The sequence below is a fragment of the Paenibacillus glycanilyticus genome (assembly GCF_030161375.1).
GTDB classification, from domain to species: domain Bacteria; phylum Bacillota; class Bacilli; order Paenibacillales; family Paenibacillaceae; genus Pristimantibacillus; species Pristimantibacillus glycanilyticus_B.
Window position 1 is genome coordinate 282,351 of record NZ_BSSQ01000019.1, and the last position, 16,196, is coordinate 298,546.

Consider the following 16,196-nt stretch of genomic DNA (forward strand, 5'->3'; position numbering starts at 1 on the left):
GCGATAGGCGAGTAAAACAAGAAGAATAACAAAGAGGCCTATGCTGCATGCATAGGCCTCTTTGTTAATTTTCATATGCCATTCTACTTATCGTTCATTTTCGCTTGAAGACGTACGAAAGCCTGTTTCAAAAGATCTTTCGGAATTCCCTCGTAACGATCCCCTAAGCTGACCTCGTAATAGGATCCTTGTCCGGCTTCTCTTACGTTGCCCGTGAGACCAATCCCTGTTTCTTCGTACACGTCGATCAGGACCTTCTCGAACGTCTCTTTCGGCATATCCGCATGGACATGGAACATATTGGACACCGGAACCACCGGGCGAGTTGTCAATCCCCCGCAATTATTGTACATTTCCGCCAACTCGACTGCGGCTTCGTAGTAATGCTCCATCTTCGACAACCGTTCGTCAAAGGCCTGATCTGCGTTAATAATGTAAGGATAGAGACTGATCAAGTCGCCGCCATGTCGGCGCTTCCAGATCTTCGATTGCTTGGTGAACGCTTCTTCACCGGCCAGAATAGCTCCGGCAATGCCTCCGATTCCTTTATAAAACGAAACATATACACTGTCAAACAAACTGCAAACCTCTGCAGCCGATTTCCCGTAATACGGCAAAATCTCATAAAGTCTTGCCCCGTCCAAGTGAAGCTTGATGCCTTTATCCCGGCAATAGGCCGCTATAGCTTCCAGCTCTTCAAAAGCCGGCAGCTGTCCGCCGATTTCGCGCTGCGGAAGCTCCAACAGCAAGCAGGCAACATCATCATCCATCTGCCGTACATCTTCCAGAGTGATCAATCGGTCCTTGTCCGCTAGCAACACAGGCTCAAGGTGATGAAGCTCCCTCAGCCCGTCCTGCTCATGAATCTCCAGATGGCAAAGCGGATGATACGCGACCTTGCGGCTGCCTTTCTCGTCGCACCATTGCCGCAAGGCAATCTGCTGCGCCATTGTTCCGCTTGGGAAAAAGACGGCTGACGGCTTGCCAAGATAAGCGGCGATTTTCGCTTGGAAATCCTCGATGACTTTGCCCGTTCCATAAATATCGCTATCGATATCGCCACTCAAATGATCAAATGTATCCTTTAACACTTGCACGTTCCGTTTGCCGTGTCCAACAACCGGGTATTTCACCTCGTTAAATACTTCCAAGAGCGTCTTTACCAATTCAATTTCCTACCTTCGTAATCTATGTATTCGCAATCCATCGTGGATGCATCTCTAGCCATTGCCGCATGAATAACCTGCGTAATGCCAGCAGCGGATTGTTCCGGAGTAAGCTCTGCCGCTTCGTCCAGCTTGCCTTGCATATGCGTCTTCACCCAACCAGGATGGATGACGAGAACCCTTCCGCCAAGCGGCTTAAGACTATTATGAATTAACTTCGACTGCATGTTGAGCGCCGCTTTGGACATGCAATATGCATACCAGGCATCTCGACGGCAGTCCGTTATGCTACCCGCCTCGGAAGAGATATTGGCAATAAGCTTGGAATTGCTTTGCAGCAGCATGGGCGTAAAAACCTGACTCATACGCAGGCTTCCCAGCGCATTGACATTAAATACATTCAACATTTCTTCATACTGAAGATCGCCTTGAATCGTATTTCGGATATCTCCCAAGATTGCTGCGTTATTGATCAGAACATCAAGCTTATCCGTATGGGATAATACCTGTTCATAGGCATGCTTCACACTGGCATCATTAGATACGTCAAGCGGTATAACCGTTAATCGCTCTTCGAATCTCTGTTGCAATTCCGTTAGCTCGGCGCTGTCGGCATATTGTCCCGCGAAAACACGATGGCCGCCTTCCAGCCATTTGGCTACAAGTGCCAGTCCAACCCCACGGTCTGCTCCCGTTACTACGATCGATTTGCTCATGGCTTCCGGTCTCCTCTCATCAACCTGCAATGCAATACACTCGAGTATAACACACGAAGTTACCGTTGAAATCGATTTCGGCCCCTCGCGGGCAAAACCGCTGCCAAGCTGGCAGCGGTTTTGTTGTCATGCGCTTTACTCTTCCTCTTGCTTGTTCTGCTCCATCGGTTCAAGCGCCGCCTCTATTGCCTCGTAGACGGCTTCCGCTTCGGCCTCGTGGGCGGCAGCAATCTTCAGCCGGTACAGCTCTCTGTAATTTTGCAGAAGCTCTGCTTCTTGCTCATGAATAAGCGAAGACAGATGCTCGATCCGCAAAGCCAGAGGTATACCGTTCTCCTCTATTACTTCTTCCTCCATAGCAGGAGGTTCAAAGAAGAGCGTCTTGCTGCAGCCAAAAGTGGATTCCGCCCAATAATCGGCATTTTCCTTGTTGTTGTGCTTGTAAATCTCGACATACGTATCAAATAACGCATTAACGGCTTTTCGGCAATCCCAGCCTAAGATAACGATACCTTCTTTGGCTTTGTTAACCGCGCGCATGAGCTGGAAATCGTTCAGCTTTCCGCGTTCGGCTTCTACACGGTCAATCTCCGCGACGAATACAGGATATGCGCGGCAAAATAATGCGGCAGCAGCGAAAAATTCCTCCTGCGGAATGTTGGTGGCATCCTGCTGCGGTTTGGAAGCTTGCTCCATTTTGTCGTCATTCCCCTCTTGCTATACTTCCTTTCGGTATAACCCGATTATAAAAGTATATGTAACAACCGGGAATGAAGCAAGACCGGGACGCCATGACTTTACTACCATATTCGTATATAATAGATCAAAGATCGATGAAGTCGATGTACATAAGAAAGCTGGTGCAGATTATGAATGGACGTAAAGCAGTGTATATTATCGTGGGATTATGTGTCGTGTTAGCCTTGTTTGTATATGGCTGCATTCAATACGTAGTTAATGCGCATTCGAGCTGAATGCGCATTTTTTATGTTCGGGCTGCTAATCCCAAGGATGGCTTACCGTCAAATAATCGGCGAATTTCTTGCTTTCCTCTCGCCGGATTCGGCGCATATCCGCTCGATGGGGAGCCGTTTCGTACAGTTTGGTTTCTTCCTCGGATTCCGGAATAACCTTCGGCACCGGCACCGGCCGGTTGTCTCGATTAAGAGCGACAAAGGTAAGGAACGAGGTGGCCGCTACCGTCCGCTCTCCTGTTAACAAATCTTCTTTAATGACCTTAACGAATACTTCCACGGAAGTTCTGCCCGTCCACGTCACGAACGACTCGAGGCAAACGGCATCGCTGGGACGGATCGGATGCAGGAAGTCAACGGAGTCCGTTGAAGCTGTCACCACTGCCCGACGGCAATGTTTGGTTGCGGCAATGGAAGCAATATCGTCGATATACGCCATCAATTTGCCGCCAAACAGCGTATTGTGATTATTAACATCGGTCGGGAATATCCGAGCCGTTTTGTAACATCTGGATGCGCGCGAATAACGTTCTTCCATTGAAATCGCTCCTATCCTCTATACTTTCTGTAATCGACGCCAAGGCGCAAGGTTGCCGAGTTCACCAGCCGGTCCGCGGCAAGTTGCGTCCGGAACGCCAGCTTTTCCTCATCTACGCCAACCAGCATGCCGTTCTCCACAACGACACGTCCGCCTACGATCGTCATATCCGCCTGAGCAGCCCCTACCGTTAGCGGAAGCGCTGCGTCATCAAACAATGCCCCTGCAAAACCTAATTTGCGCGAATCGAGCATGAACAGATCCGCGGCTTTTCCGACCTCAAGCGATCCTATATCGCTCTCCCAGCCCAATACGCGAGCTGAACCTCGGGTAGCAATCGACAAAGTCTCGTTTGTCGTTAATCCTCGCTCTTGAAGCTCATGCTTGTGGAGAAGATAAGCCATTCGCAAATCCCACAGCATGTTGGAGGCATCGTTTGATGCGGAACCGTCAACGCCTAGTCCTACTTTCACGCCTGCGTCCAGCAGCTTGCGGATCGGAATAGCGCCGGAAGACAACTTCATGTTGCTCGACGGGCAATGCGCTACACCGCAACCGCAAGCCCCCATCTTATGTATTTCGCTATCGTTAAACCAAATGCCGTGTGCGTACCAAACATCGTCGCCGATCCATCCTGTCTGCTCCATGTATTCGAGCGGACGAACGCCTAGCTTCTCCAGACAGAATTGTTCCTCGTCCATCGTCTCCGCCAAGTGGGTATGCATCCGAACGCCGTAACTGCGGGCAAGAGCAGAAGACTCCTTCAGCAAATCCCTGGACACGGAGAATGGCGAGCAAGGCGCCACGCCAACACGCAGCATCGAGAACCGGTTCGCGTTATGATATTTCTCGATGACGCGCTGGGTATCCCGCAATATAACCGATTCCGTCTGAGTCACTTCGTCCGGAGGAAGTCCGCCACTAGACCTCCCTAGACTCATGGATCCTCTAGTCGGGAAGAATCGTATGCCTAGCTCGGATGCCGCGCGGATCTCTTCATCGAGCAAATATTCGGAGACACCGTTCGGAAATACGTAGAAATGATCCGACGAAGTTGTACAGCCGCTTTTGAGCAGCTCGCCAAGACCGGTCATGGCACTTAGGTAGACGTCCTCTGGTTCCAAGTGCCGCCAAATCTCATACAAAGTGAGCAGCCAGTCGAATAACGAGCAATCCTGTGCCAGCGGGATATTGCGCGTAAGCGTTTGGTATAGGTGATGGTGAGTATTGATCAAACCCGGATAAACAATCTTGTGCGTAGCATCGATTACGCGATCAGCCGTTTCATACGGCAGCTTCTCCCCAATGGCTATTATTTCTTGACCCTCAATATACATATCTCCATTGCGAATCACTCGATTCTCGCCATCCATCGTTACAATGCTGCGGGCATTTCGGATCAGAAGAGTACTCATCGGGTCACCGCCCGTTCAAAGATAGGATTCTCTATTTGAACGATATTATGAACGCCCTTGCGCCTCGCACTTGTATGGTTCATTTCCATTTCCCCCTTGTCTGACTAGCCCTATTGTAAACGAACCGGACAAGTAAAGCTGTGGTTTGGAGGAAGGATTGTAACCTATACCTAAAAAACCGCCAATCGTTTGTGGTCCATGCTTATGCCGAAGCGTTCCAATAAAAAAAGAGCCGTCCTTATCGGGACAGCCCTCTATATTCGATTATTTATATAATCTTCTTCTGCGTTGCCTAACATACATGACGCGAGCAGATAGCAGCATAAACAATAACATAACCGACCAGGTAACCGTAACCCCCACACTCCAGCCTTTTGATTTCACGTTATCACTATTCGTCAAAGGGTTGGAATTCGTTACGGACGCGATCTGGACCTCCGCTTGTTCCGCAAACGGAACGATCGGCATGATTGCTGCAGCCGGCTCGGAAGGGTTATACACCTCCGAAGATTGTACGTATACTTTGCCGTTCGCATCCACCGCTACGGTAGGATCAACGCCGTCCTTAACGGTAACGTACAGAGGTTTGTCGGTAGTAAATTTAACGGGTTTGCCGGAATCCCGCGCAACAAACGTACGCTTCTCGTCAGCAGCCATATACATCGTGCTTGTAAAATGGGCAAAGCCATAGTCCAGAAGCTGGCTCATATCCTTGTACACGCCCGAATCGGTATCGCCTTTCAGAATAACGCCAATCAGCTCCATATCGCCTCTCTCAGCCGCGGATACCAACGTATATCCCGCCGCTTGGGTAAACCCGTTCTTCACGCCGATCGCGCCTTCATAGCTGCTCAGAAGCTTATTATGATTGATGAGCTTGGACTCCCATTCTTCTCCGATCCATGGCTTCGACTTTGTCGAAACAACTTCCCGGAACTGTTCGTTCTGCATCGCGTATTGCGCAATCTTCGCCATGTCTTTAGCGGTCGTGTATTGATTCTCGTCGGGCAAGCCGCTCGGATTAACGAAATTGGTATCCCACAGTCCAAGCTTATGGACAAATTCATTCATGCGTACCGCAAATTGCTCCTTCGTGCCGTCTATATGCTCGGCAATAGCGGTCGCCGCATCATTACCCGAGTTGATCAGCATCCCTTCGATCAGGTCCAGCATTGGCTTCTGCTCGCCTTCTGCCAGGTAGATTCTTGTACCATCCTCGCCGCGAGCGTTCTTGGATACCGTTACAATATCCGAAGGATCGGACTGCTCAAGCGCAATAATGCCGGTCACGATCTTCGTGATGCTGGCTGGATAAAGACGTTCGGTTTCATTGTGTGCCCAGAGCACGGCTCCCGACTTGGCGTCGATCAGTATGGCTGCTCCCGAATGAGTCAGCTCGGGCAATTGCCCGTCAACCTGTTCCACCTGCTGTTCCTCCGCCGTACTGATAGCTTGTTCCGCAAATACGGCAGTCGGTGATAGTAATACAAGAAGCATAGATAACATAACAATCAGGCCTTGAAGTGGTCTCATAATTCCCCTCTTTATCCTCATGTAGTCAAACCTTGCCGCTCTAATGCTATATACCTGGCTACTGCATCTTCGTTACTGGTGCCGATGACGCGATCCGCCAATTGTTTAATCTGCTCATGGGCATCCGCTACAGCGATTCGGTTTCCTGCTGCTCGGAACATGCCAAGGTCGTTCAAGTTGTCTCCAAATACGGTGACCGCTTCGAGCTCCATGCCAACGAGTTGTGCCCATAACCGGACGCCATCCCCTTTATTGGCCATAGGATGGCTTAGTTCAAGAAAATAATGATCTTTAATATAGACATCTTTTATGAACTGAATATGAACAAGTCCCCCGCATAATTGCTCAAGCCGTTGCTTCAACGGCTCCAATTCCTCAAATAAACCAATATAAGTGATAATCAAAGAACGATAATTTTCAGTAATGGCAATTTTGTCGTATTCGCGAAACCTAGGATCATTTGGTCTACTGTTGTAAAACGCAACCTCGCCGCTTCTCGACAGCTTCTCGTGCAGAACCTTCTCCTGATCCTCTTCATCCAAAGCGAACACGAGTGGGACTAACCCGTGCGACCGTCCCGCTTCCATGATTAAATGGGATAGATCCGGACTTAGCCAATGGCCACCGATAACCCGCTTCGACGCAGGATCAAAGATCATTGCTCCATTATACAATACAATCGGGTACCGCCACGGGATGGCAGAAGTTACCCGATAAGAACTCGCATAACTTCGCGCCGTCGCATAGCTGATAATTACGCCCGCTTCCAGCGCTTCCGTCAACTGAAGGACCGTATAATCCGACATCGATTCGTCAGCACGAAGCAAGGTACCGTCAAGATCCGTTAAATAACAAGAAGGCAATTCCGTTCCTCCTTCGTTTGATCGAATATGTTTTACATATATGGTAAAATGCTAGATTGTATTCTGTCAAAAATAATATTACAATCCGTCTATTATGAATAATTTTTCGTACATTATATTACCGTCTTAAAGGAGAAATAGCAATGAATTCAAAAGAAATGGAACAGATTATCATAGAAAGATATAAACAGGATGAAGATACAATGATTCTTGTGTTCGCCCAATGGTGCGTGAATGTTGGATTGGATGCCGTCGCGTTGTATAAGCAGGCTTATCCTGAGCAAGGCACAAATGAACGGTTGGTCGAAGCCATGACATTAACGGCACCTAAGGAACAAGCTGGCGATATTGACGATGCAACGTTGCTTCAAGTTCTCTCTTTGTTCGGGAACGAGGAACTGGCATTTGTCGTGTCCGAGGAAATTGACCGCCGTCCAAGGAAAAATCGTTAATTTTCTACCGGCAAGTCTTCTACTGATTGGATTGGTCGGCCCCTGCTGTTGATCTCTGACTTGATAGGTTACCATAAGGATATTTATGTTAACCTAGGTGGCAATAACCGAGCATATGCGCTATAATAGGAAGGCGAACATATGTTTGATGCTTGCAAATCAGTCAGAGGAGGTCCCATGAAAGGCACGACTCATTTAACGATCGGCGTTGCAATCGGGGCGGCTGCCGCAGCCCATTACCCGTTCTCAATCGCCAATGCGGCAACTTATCTTGCCGTTGCGGCCTTCTCGGCATTAAGCGCCGACCTCGACGGGCCTAGCTTATTGAGCTCGAAAGCGGGCAAGTTGTCCAAGTGGCTCCACAACCTTCTTCAAGGAAGCGGCTGGCTGCTTACCGCCGTTGCGGTTTATTTGTACATAAGCGATAAGTATTGGAACATACCGCTAAGCATTGCCTGTGCTACTCTCCTTCTGCTGGGACTTGTCGTCCAAGGCGGCATGATCAGGAATGCGCTTGTTAGCGCGGTTGGCGTTGCCTTGTTATATGGAGGCGTCAACTTAAGCATCAGTTGGTTAATCGGTCTAGGCGTATTTATTGCTTGGGCGCCATGGCTCAAGCACAGAGGGCTTACCCATACGGTATGGGCGGTTATTGCGTGGGGTGCGATTGCTTGGGGCTTGGAACAGCAACTGCAACTGGAAGGCCTTATGCAGATTGCCGTCATCGGTTATCTCTCTCATCTGGTTGCCGATACGTTAACGCCAAGCGGAGTGAAATGGCTGTATCCCATGATCAAGAAATCATTCAAGATTCCGTTTCTATAAGATAAGGGTACTAACAAACGGCAAAAGACGCTTCAGAACCAGGTTTGTACATGGTTGAAGCGTCTTTTTGCATACAAGTCATGAAATTAACGAAGAAATACGATATTGTCATTGCGGCAGTCGATGGTAAGGTCTTTTCCATCCATGTACCACGCATCATTTTCCTCCATATAGAACGTAATGCCGTCCTCTACGGTTGTTACCGCAGGATAACGGGCGGTATCCTTCATAATCCCGAAGGCGAAGGCGTCTTCTCCGCCGCCGCTGTAACGTACGAAGATGCGCACGCTGTCGTGTGTTCGAAATCCCCAATCTTGCTTGAATAGTGCCGTTGCGGCAGGAGTAACGCTCATTTTCATCGGTCTCTCACCTCCTCTTCAAAGCTTTCTCTTATAACTCATGGATCGTCACTTCGCTTCGGATCAGGAATCTGGCGTTTGTTCCGGTCTGACTAATCCCTTTCGAAATATAGATCATCCCGTTCTCCATCTGATGCATGCCTTTATAAATACCTGCCGCCGGCAACGCGCCTTTCCGCAAATATTTGAACAGAAACGGAAGATGGAATTGCATCCCGTGGAAATGACCCGCCATGAGATACGTGAATGGATGTTTGATATGTAGCACTACGTTCGGATCATGCGTCAGCACGATCGCAGGTTTAGCCGGATCAGCCTTCTCGAATGCTTTGTCCGGATCGCTCTTCTTGCTGGTCCAGTCGTCTATGCCGATCAACTCGTATTGCCCCGCGTGGTACACTTCGTTATGCAGCAGGCGGACGCCAGCCTTCTCTAGCATACGTGTCAACTTCTGCAAGTCAGCCGGAGCCAGATGATGATCGTGATTCCCGTACACCGCAAACATAGGCACGCCCGCAGACGCTAGTTCCTTGATATAACGATCTACCTTGTTCAAATATGGGGCAAGCTCCGTGAAGTCGCCGGTTATGCATACAAACGCGGGACGTTCGGACCGGATCAACCGCTTCAGACGGCTTGCCGGAATCCGGATATGTTCGATATGGATATCGCTGATCTGCAGTACTTTAATACCCGCTCCCGTCTTGTATTGAATACGCTCTATCTTCAGCCATTGCGTTGGAAGAATAAACAGGCTGTAGATCAGAGCCGCGAGGGCAATTAGCCCGATAAGGATATATACGATGATGCCTTCCTCCCTTGTTGCGTTACTTGTAGCGTCATATCTTATTATCGTAAAAAATATGCCGTGCTTTTAACTCCCCATCCGATATATGCATAACGCCAAACGAATATTGGGGCTGTTTCCGCTTGGCCGTTGGCGAGCCGGGATTAAACAGCAGCACGCCGTTATGCTCCTTCATATAAGGAACGTGGGAATGGCCAAATACGATCACGTCAACCTGATTAGGCGTAAAAGCCAGTGCCGCGTTCTGCTCGGCTTTCTTGCCGGAATACGGAAGATGGCCATGCACAAGGCCGATCCGTTTACCGCCTGCGCTTACGATTTTTTTGTATCCCAGCTTCTTGACGATGATCTCGCCGTCATTGTTGCCGGCTACCCCTTTGACCGGCGCGAACTTTGACAACTCGCTATACACGGATGAACTGGTCCAATCTCCGGCGTGAATAATCAGATCGGCGTTTGCGAGCTCCGCTAAAAGCCTTGGCGGGAGGGCTTTGGCCATACGCGGCATATGGGTATCCGAGACGACAATTATTTTCATTAGCGCTGTGCTCCTTTGTTATCCGATTTCGATCACGTTAGGAATAATGCTGCACATGCTGAAGCGATTATTTTTTCCACTACGAGCACCACCATATGTACATACCGCCATTATAGCAGAAAAAGAAGAAGCTCCTCTATAGAAGGAGCTTAAGCGGCGAATCGCGGTTTTATGCTCGCGCGCACCATCTTACAATAGATTCTACCAGCTGTTTCATCTCGGACAGAATGAGCGTATGGAGGTTATGGCCCGGCGTCAGGCAGCATACACGTCCTTTGCCGTAGCCATGCGACCAGCCGCCAATGGATTCTCCGTCCTCCGAATACGTACGCATGAACACATTGGTGTTTGCCTCATCGCAATAAACGAAATAATGTTCTTCTAACGAATCAAACTCCCAAGCCGGGTTAATGGCAAGATGCTCGCTAGAATCCGCTGACCCGCTAGCTACGGGTTCGAACCTTACCCGCTTCTGCTCAGGATGATACTTGAAATACCCTTTCGTCATCGAGACATAAGCCCCATCCTCCGGATAAGAAGCAAGGCCCGAATGCCAGGAAAACCAACCGCCGCCATCATACACGTATTGAAGCATCGCTTGTTCCGTTTCCGGATCCAGCCAGTGTGCCGGGTTCTCGTCGGCCGGATTGATTTTGTCGTCTTTAAACAGAATGACCGCATCGGGCTTATCCAGCAGCGCTTGCGCAAGCCGGTCTACCGTTACATAAGTCAAACTTACGTTGCCGCTAGCGAGCCACGAAGACAGACTCTCTTCTAACCCTTCTTCAATCACGGCATGCGGATGATAATAATCACCGATTACGGCTAATAGTCTATGCATGGGTCATGACCTCCCTGTTGTGTGATTCGTATCCATTCAACTCTACATGGGAGGTTCGCCGTTCTTTATTTGATCCCTGCCGTTTGCTTTAAAAAAGATTTACAATCCAAGCTTTTGCAACGCTTGTTGAACCGCTTCCCGGAGTTCTGATTTCTCCTCTTCCGATAAAAAGGCCGCTTCCGCGCTGTTCCTTGTCAGCTGAGCAAGCTCCTCGAGCGTAAATCCGCAATGCTCGGCAAGCATCTCAAACTCGAGATTCATCGTTGTGCCCGACACCGTCATATTATCCGTGTTGACGGTGACGAGAATCCCTTCCTCCATAAATCGGCGAATCGGATACGTATCCCAACCGCTTACCGCTTTCGTCTGGATGTTGCTGACCGGACACATCTCTAGCGGCGTTCGCGTGGATTTCACTAACTCCATAACCGAAGGATCTTCCGTGATCCGAACACCATGACCGATTCTAGCCGCGCCAAGCTCAGTAATGGCTTCTCTGACATTATTCGAACCGCCTGCTTCACCCGCATGAATCGTAATGGGCAAGTTGTACTTACTAGCCCGTTCGAACACTTCGCGATGCAGTCCTGGCGGAAATCCCGCTTCGTCGCCTGCCAGATCAACGGCTGCTACGCCTTTGCCGTAATAATCGCGCGCTGCGTCGATAACCTCGAGATTATTCTCTATCGAATCGTGGCGCATGCAGATGACGATAACTCTCGCCTTGACATCGAACATTTGTTCTCCACGCCGTAATCCGGCAATCGTATGCTTAATCGCATCGCTAGCAGACAAGCCCTCGAGCGTATGGAGTATAGGCGCAAACCTTACTTCCACGTATAGACAATTCGAAGCGGCAGCTTGCTCCACGATTTCTTCCGCTATGCGTTCGAGCGATTCCGCTGTCTGCATAAACGGCAGCACAAAGTTAAACTTGCTCAAATATTCGACCAAGCTGGTGCAGCTCTCATCGATTTGCATCCACGGGGTAAGATCATCATTTTCGGAAGCAACAGGCAATGCTTTGCCTTGCGATTTAGCTAGATCACGTATCGTATCCGGCTTCACGCTGCCGTCCAAATGCACGTGAAGGTCAATCTTTGGCAGCAGCTTTATTTGTTCGTATTGTGCTTGATTCAATATGTACACCTTCCTTCCAGGAGGATTAACGGATGATGGATAGCTAAAACGGCATCTCCCTTCCGGCAAGTAGCCTGAAAGGTGGATACCGTTTCTCATTTCGTCATTTTACTATGTTTGATCATAAACATCCAGTGCGGCCTGCAGTCCCGCTCCGGTGTGAAGCTTCGCTCCGTGACGGATAAGCACGGCTTCCAGCGCGCCAAGCAGCTGAAGCACGTTTGGCTGACGGCAGCTATAGCCCATTGTGCCGATCCGCCATATTTTCCCCTTCAGACTGCCAAATGAACTCGCGATCTCGATTCCGAAGGTATGAAGCAACATGCTTCGAACGGATTCTCCGTCAATGCCTTCAGGAATCGTAATGCACGTAACAACCGGCAGCTTGCAGTTCGGGTCGCCGTATAAGGTAAGGCCCATCGCTTCAAGCCCTGCCACCAAGGCCGATTCGTGAAGGCGATGACGGGCGAAACGTTCGTCAAGCCCTTCTTCGAGCACTAGACGAAGACCTTCTCGCAAAGCATATAACATGGAAGTCATCTCGGTATGGTGGTTCAGTCTGGCCGGGCTCCAATAGTCCTGCAGTTGAGCGAGATCGAAGTAATTGCTCTGAATAACGGGCCGTTTGATAGCCAGGTTGGGAAGCTCGCTATCCGTTGCCGTCCGGAGCCCTCGTTCAATGGTTTTGCGGGCATTTATCTTAGCCGCCGCAAGTTCATTGTACGTAATCGGAGCCATGCCCGAAGGAACGGACAAACATTTTTGCGTTCCGCCTATAACGGCGTCTATACACCATTCATCCGTATTCACGGGCACTCCGCCTATCGTAGCAACGGCATCTACAACAAATAGGATGCCTAATTCGCGGCATGCCTTTCCGATTTCGGAGAGCGGCTGCATGCGGCCGGTAGATGTCTCCCCATGTACCATCAGCACAAGAGCTGGTTTCTCGCGGTGAATGGCGCTGATTACTTCCTCCGGATCGAAGACGGTGCCCCATTCCTTCTCAATAAAAGCAACCTCGGCGCAAACTCGCTCAGCAATCTCATAGAGCAGATTGCCAAACCGGCCATAGATGGGGATCAACACTTTGTCTCCCGGCTCGATCAGGCTAGTCAGCACCGCTTCGATACCGGAACGGGAAGTGCCGTCAACCGGGAACGCCCAATGATTCGTCGTACGGAACAAGGCGCGAAGCATCTCCATCGTGTCGTTCATATAAGCGGTGAATTGTGGATCGAATTGGCCCAATATCGGATAGGAAAGCGCACGCAGCACTCTCGGATCCACTTCAACAGGACCCGGCGTCATTATCGTTCTTTGGGATGGCGCTAGTTCGGCATATCGTTTCATGGCAATATCCCCTCGTAGGCTAACTCATATAGTAATGCGGCCAATACGGATACCCCTTCGGCCAGTTCTTCAGGCGATGTATATTCCTGCGGCGAATGGCTGATACCGGATTTGCTTGGCACGAACAGCATAGCCGTCGGACATTGCGTGGTGAACATCTGGGCATCATGCCCCGCTCCGCTCACCATGCGGCGATAGGGCAAGGACAGATCATTCGCGATTCTTTCCAGCTTATCGCTTAGTTCCCGGTTCATCGGGGCGGGTTTTGCTTCTAGCCATGGAACAATGGACAGTTCCAATCCGCGCCACTTGGCCATTTCGTTAAATTTGGCAATCGCTTGATCGCAAAACTTCGTGATGGCCGATTCATCGATATGTCGGATATCAAGCGTAAAGCTGACTTCGCCCGGCACGACATTTGGCGTATTCGGCACGCATTCAATCCGACCAACCGTAGCGACCAGCGGTTCGCCGCTGACAAGCGCATCGGCTTCGAGCTGAAGGATCATCTCGGCTGCGCCAACAAGCGCATCATGGCGCATCGACATCGGTGTCGTTCCGGCATGATTGGTCTCGCCACGCACCGTGACGACGTAGCGGCGTTGGCCAACTATCGCTTCTACGATACCAATCCGTTTGCGTTGACGTTCCAATACCGGTCCTTGCTCGATATGAATCTCGACAAAAGCTCCGATATCTTCCCGTTTGCTGGATTCCTGCTCCGGCTTGCCGAAGCCAGACGCTTCCATCGCCTCCTGCAGGCTAATGCCCTCGGAATCAAACACGATTCCGCCGCTTTGCCATTCGTAAAGGCCGGTCATGTTGCCCGAACCCCAATAGGTAAGCGGGAATCGACTGCCTTCCTCCTCGCAGAAAGAGACAATCTCTAACGTATTCACCGGTTGACCGTACGTATCCTTCAAATACGTAACTGCCGCGATGCCTGCGGCTATGCCGTAGGCACCGTCGTAATTCCCTCCCGAACGCACGGTATCGATATGCGAGCCGGTTAGTATGACCGGCGCTTCCTTGCTGCTGCCTTCCAGCCGGCCAAATAGGTTGCCGACCCGGTCGAACCGGACATCCATGCCAAGCGATTTCATTCTCTCCGCCAGGAATAGCTGCGCCTGCAGCCATTCGGGCGTATATAAAAGACGGGTTACCCCTCCGAGTTCATCTGCACCAAATGAGGCCAGCTCATCAAGAAGGCGAGAGACAAAGGAGGCGGCTTCTTGTTCCATCGGGATCCTCATCGTAACAGCCTCCTGCTATGGGGTTTGTTGTGGTGCATTTACGGATTTTAGCAATAACTGCCCTTGACTAGCAGGGTGAACGCCTTGTTCTTCGGTATAGACCGTTAAGCCTCTTACCAAAGTTGTTGTCACTTTGCAGGCAAACTCGCGGCCAAGGTAAGGACTTATTTTGTGTCTCTGCTGCAAGTGCTCCTCTGTTAGCGTGTAAGAGTGGCTTGCGTCAACAAAGACTAGATCGGCATCTGCGCCTTCGGCAATGGCGCCTTTTTGCGGATACAGGCCAAATCGCTTCGCGGGACCGGCTGACAGCAGCTCGACTAGCTGATGCAGTGGGATGTGCCGTTTGATATAACCTTCGTCAAAGACAAGCTCCAGGCTGTTCTGCGCGCCGGCAATGCCGCCCCATGCTTCGAAAAAGGTAAGCTCTTCGCTAAACTTCAGCTCCGGCGGACAAGGAGAATGGTCGGAAGCAATGACATCCAGCTTGCCTTCCGCAATTAACCGCCACAAGCCATCTTGTTGCTCCGCGCTGCGAAGCGGCGGCGCGCATTTGGCGGCGGGACCGATGTTTGCCATATCTTCATCCGTCAGCACCAGATAATGGGGGCATGTCTCTACCGTCACTTTAACGCCGCGTTTTTTGGCTTGATCGATCAATTCAATAGCCTGGGTGCTGCTGATATGGACAAAATGAACCTCACAGCCCGTCTGCTCCGAGAATAAGATCGCTTTATTAACCGCCTCAAGCTCGGCGATGACCGGACGGGAGGCGACAAAAGCACGGGCATCGGTTCGCCCTTCCCGTATGGCCCGCTCTGCTAATTGAGAAGTAATGGCATCACTTTCGGCGTGAAGAGCAACAAATCCGCCTAACGCGGCAATCCGTTGCATGCCTTCATATAAAGTCAGATCGTCGACTTCACGAAATCGGCCTTCGCCTTCTCCGCCGGGATTAGACATAAATGCTTTGAAACCTCTTACGCCTAATGCCGCCATCTTCTCCAGCTGATCCAGCTTACCCGGGACAAGACCGCCCCAGAACGCATAGTCTACGGAAGAATTCCCTACCGCTAGATTCCCTTTCAAAGCAAGCGCTTCAGGAGTAACCGTAGGAGGGTTGCCGTTAAGCGGCATATCCACGTAAGTGGTGCAGCCTCCGGCGGCTAATGCCGCTGACCCGGTAGCAAAACCTTCCCAATGGCCAAAATTGGGTTCATTAAAGTGAACATGGATATCAATCATGCCGGGAAGCACGTATTGGCCTTCGGCATCCAGCACTTCATCGGCGGCGGAATCGGCCAGCGATGGGGAGATCGCCGCGATTTTACCGTCTATTATGCCAATGTCGCGTTTATAGGTTCCGCCTGGGAGAACAACCTTCCCGTTTCGAATCATCCGATCAAAGACCTGGTTCATCCTGCT

General features: G+C 50.4%; 17 protein-coding genes. 2 read left to right on the forward strand and 15 right to left on the reverse strand.

Annotated features, from left to right (window positions below; genetic code table 11):
• Window positions 1-83: 83 nt before the first annotated feature.
• The 7 genes from QQK89_RS25275 to QQK89_RS25305 form a co-directional block, all read right to left on the reverse strand.
• Window positions 84-1,172, reverse strand: coding sequence for a threonine aldolase family protein (locus tag QQK89_RS25275; protein ID WP_284241571.1), 1,089 nt, complete (start codon window positions 1,170-1,172; stop codon window positions 84-86).
• Complete coding sequence (locus QQK89_RS25280) at window positions 1,160-1,882, reverse strand: SDR family oxidoreductase (protein ID WP_284241493.1); 723 nt, start codon at window positions 1,880-1,882, stop codon at window positions 1,160-1,162. Before QQK89_RS25280 ends, QQK89_RS25275 begins: the two co-directional genes overlap by 13 nt.
• Window positions 1,883-2,017: 135 nt before the next feature.
• Complete coding sequence (locus QQK89_RS25285; protein ID WP_284241494.1) at window positions 2,018-2,578, reverse strand: hypothetical protein; 561 nt, start codon at window positions 2,576-2,578, stop codon at window positions 2,018-2,020.
• Window positions 2,579-2,881: 303 nt separating this feature from the next.
• The gene (locus QQK89_RS25290; RefSeq protein WP_284241495.1) at window positions 2,882-3,394 is read right to left on the reverse strand and encodes an acyl-CoA thioesterase; all 513 of its coding nucleotides are present in this window, start codon (window positions 3,392-3,394) and stop codon (window positions 2,882-2,884) included.
• Between the two features lie 11 nt (window positions 3,395-3,405).
• The gene (locus QQK89_RS25295; RefSeq protein ID WP_284241496.1) at window positions 3,406-4,809 is read right to left on the reverse strand and encodes an 8-oxoguanine deaminase; all 1,404 of its coding nucleotides are present in this window, start codon (window positions 4,807-4,809) and stop codon (window positions 3,406-3,408) included.
• 264 nt (window positions 4,810-5,073) lie between these two features.
• The gene (locus QQK89_RS25300; RefSeq protein WP_284241497.1) at window positions 5,074-6,342 is read right to left on the reverse strand and encodes a D-alanyl-D-alanine carboxypeptidase family protein; all 1,269 of its coding nucleotides are present in this window, start codon (window positions 6,340-6,342) and stop codon (window positions 5,074-5,076) included.
• 17 nt (window positions 6,343-6,359) lie between these two features.
• Window positions 6,360-7,205, reverse strand: coding sequence for an HAD-IIB family hydrolase (locus QQK89_RS25305; RefSeq protein ID WP_284241498.1), 846 nt, complete (start codon window positions 7,203-7,205; stop codon window positions 6,360-6,362).
• A 143-nt stretch (window positions 7,206-7,348) separates the two neighbouring features.
• On the opposite strand from QQK89_RS25305, the gene QQK89_RS25310 reads away from it, so the two are divergent.
• Both QQK89_RS25310 and QQK89_RS25315 read left to right on the forward strand, forming a co-directional pair.
• Window positions 7,349-7,657: a hypothetical protein gene (locus QQK89_RS25310; RefSeq protein WP_284241499.1), complete on the forward strand. Its 309-nt coding sequence runs from the start codon at window positions 7,349-7,351 to the stop codon at window positions 7,655-7,657.
• Between the two features lie 177 nt (window positions 7,658-7,834).
• The gene (locus tag QQK89_RS25315) at window positions 7,835-8,482 is read left to right on the forward strand and encodes a metal-dependent hydrolase (protein ID WP_284241500.1); all 648 of its coding nucleotides are present in this window, start codon (window positions 7,835-7,837) and stop codon (window positions 8,480-8,482) included.
• 86 nt (window positions 8,483-8,568) lie between these two features.
• On the opposite strand, the gene QQK89_RS25320 is transcribed toward QQK89_RS25315, so the two are convergent.
• The 8 genes from QQK89_RS25320 to QQK89_RS25355 form a co-directional block, all read right to left on the reverse strand.
• The gene (locus QQK89_RS25320) at window positions 8,569-8,841 is read right to left on the reverse strand and encodes a HesB/YadR/YfhF family protein (RefSeq protein WP_284241501.1); all 273 of its coding nucleotides are present in this window, start codon (window positions 8,839-8,841) and stop codon (window positions 8,569-8,571) included.
• Between the two features lie 31 nt (window positions 8,842-8,872).
• On the reverse strand, window positions 8,873-9,706 hold the full coding sequence (locus QQK89_RS25325) for a metallophosphoesterase (protein ID WP_349816747.1): 834 nt from the start codon (window positions 9,704-9,706) through the stop codon (window positions 8,873-8,875).
• Window positions 9,681-10,187 carry a metallophosphoesterase family protein gene (locus tag QQK89_RS25330; RefSeq protein WP_284241502.1) on the reverse strand — a complete coding sequence of 169 codons (507 nt, stop codon included), beginning with the start codon at window positions 10,185-10,187 and terminating at the stop codon, window positions 9,681-9,683. Before QQK89_RS25330 ends, QQK89_RS25325 begins: the two co-directional genes overlap by 26 nt.
• Window positions 10,188-10,356: 169 nt before the next feature.
• Window positions 10,357-11,028, reverse strand: coding sequence for a ThuA domain-containing protein (locus tag QQK89_RS25335; RefSeq protein WP_284241503.1), 672 nt, complete (start codon window positions 11,026-11,028; stop codon window positions 10,357-10,359).
• A gap of 99 nt (window positions 11,029-11,127) precedes the next feature.
• Window positions 11,128-12,177, reverse strand: coding sequence for an adenosine deaminase (add, locus tag QQK89_RS25340; RefSeq protein WP_434481766.1), 1,050 nt, complete (start codon window positions 12,175-12,177; stop codon window positions 11,128-11,130).
• Window positions 12,178-12,279: 102 nt separating this feature from the next.
• Window positions 12,280-13,521: a pyridoxal-phosphate-dependent aminotransferase family protein gene (locus QQK89_RS25345; protein WP_284241506.1), complete on the reverse strand. Its 1,242-nt coding sequence runs from the start codon at window positions 13,519-13,521 to the stop codon at window positions 12,280-12,282.
• A complete protein-coding gene (allC, locus tag QQK89_RS25350) occupies window positions 13,518-14,774 on the reverse strand; it encodes an allantoate deiminase (RefSeq protein WP_284241507.1) in 1,257 nt (418 codons plus the stop codon). Before allC ends, QQK89_RS25345 begins: the two co-directional genes overlap by 4 nt.
• 15 nt (window positions 14,775-14,789) lie before the next feature.
• Window positions 14,790-16,190 (reverse strand): allantoinase, encoded by a 1,401-nt coding sequence (locus QQK89_RS25355; protein ID WP_284241508.1) that lies wholly within the window; start codon window positions 16,188-16,190, stop codon window positions 14,790-14,792.
• Window positions 16,191-16,196: the final 6 nt, after the last annotated feature.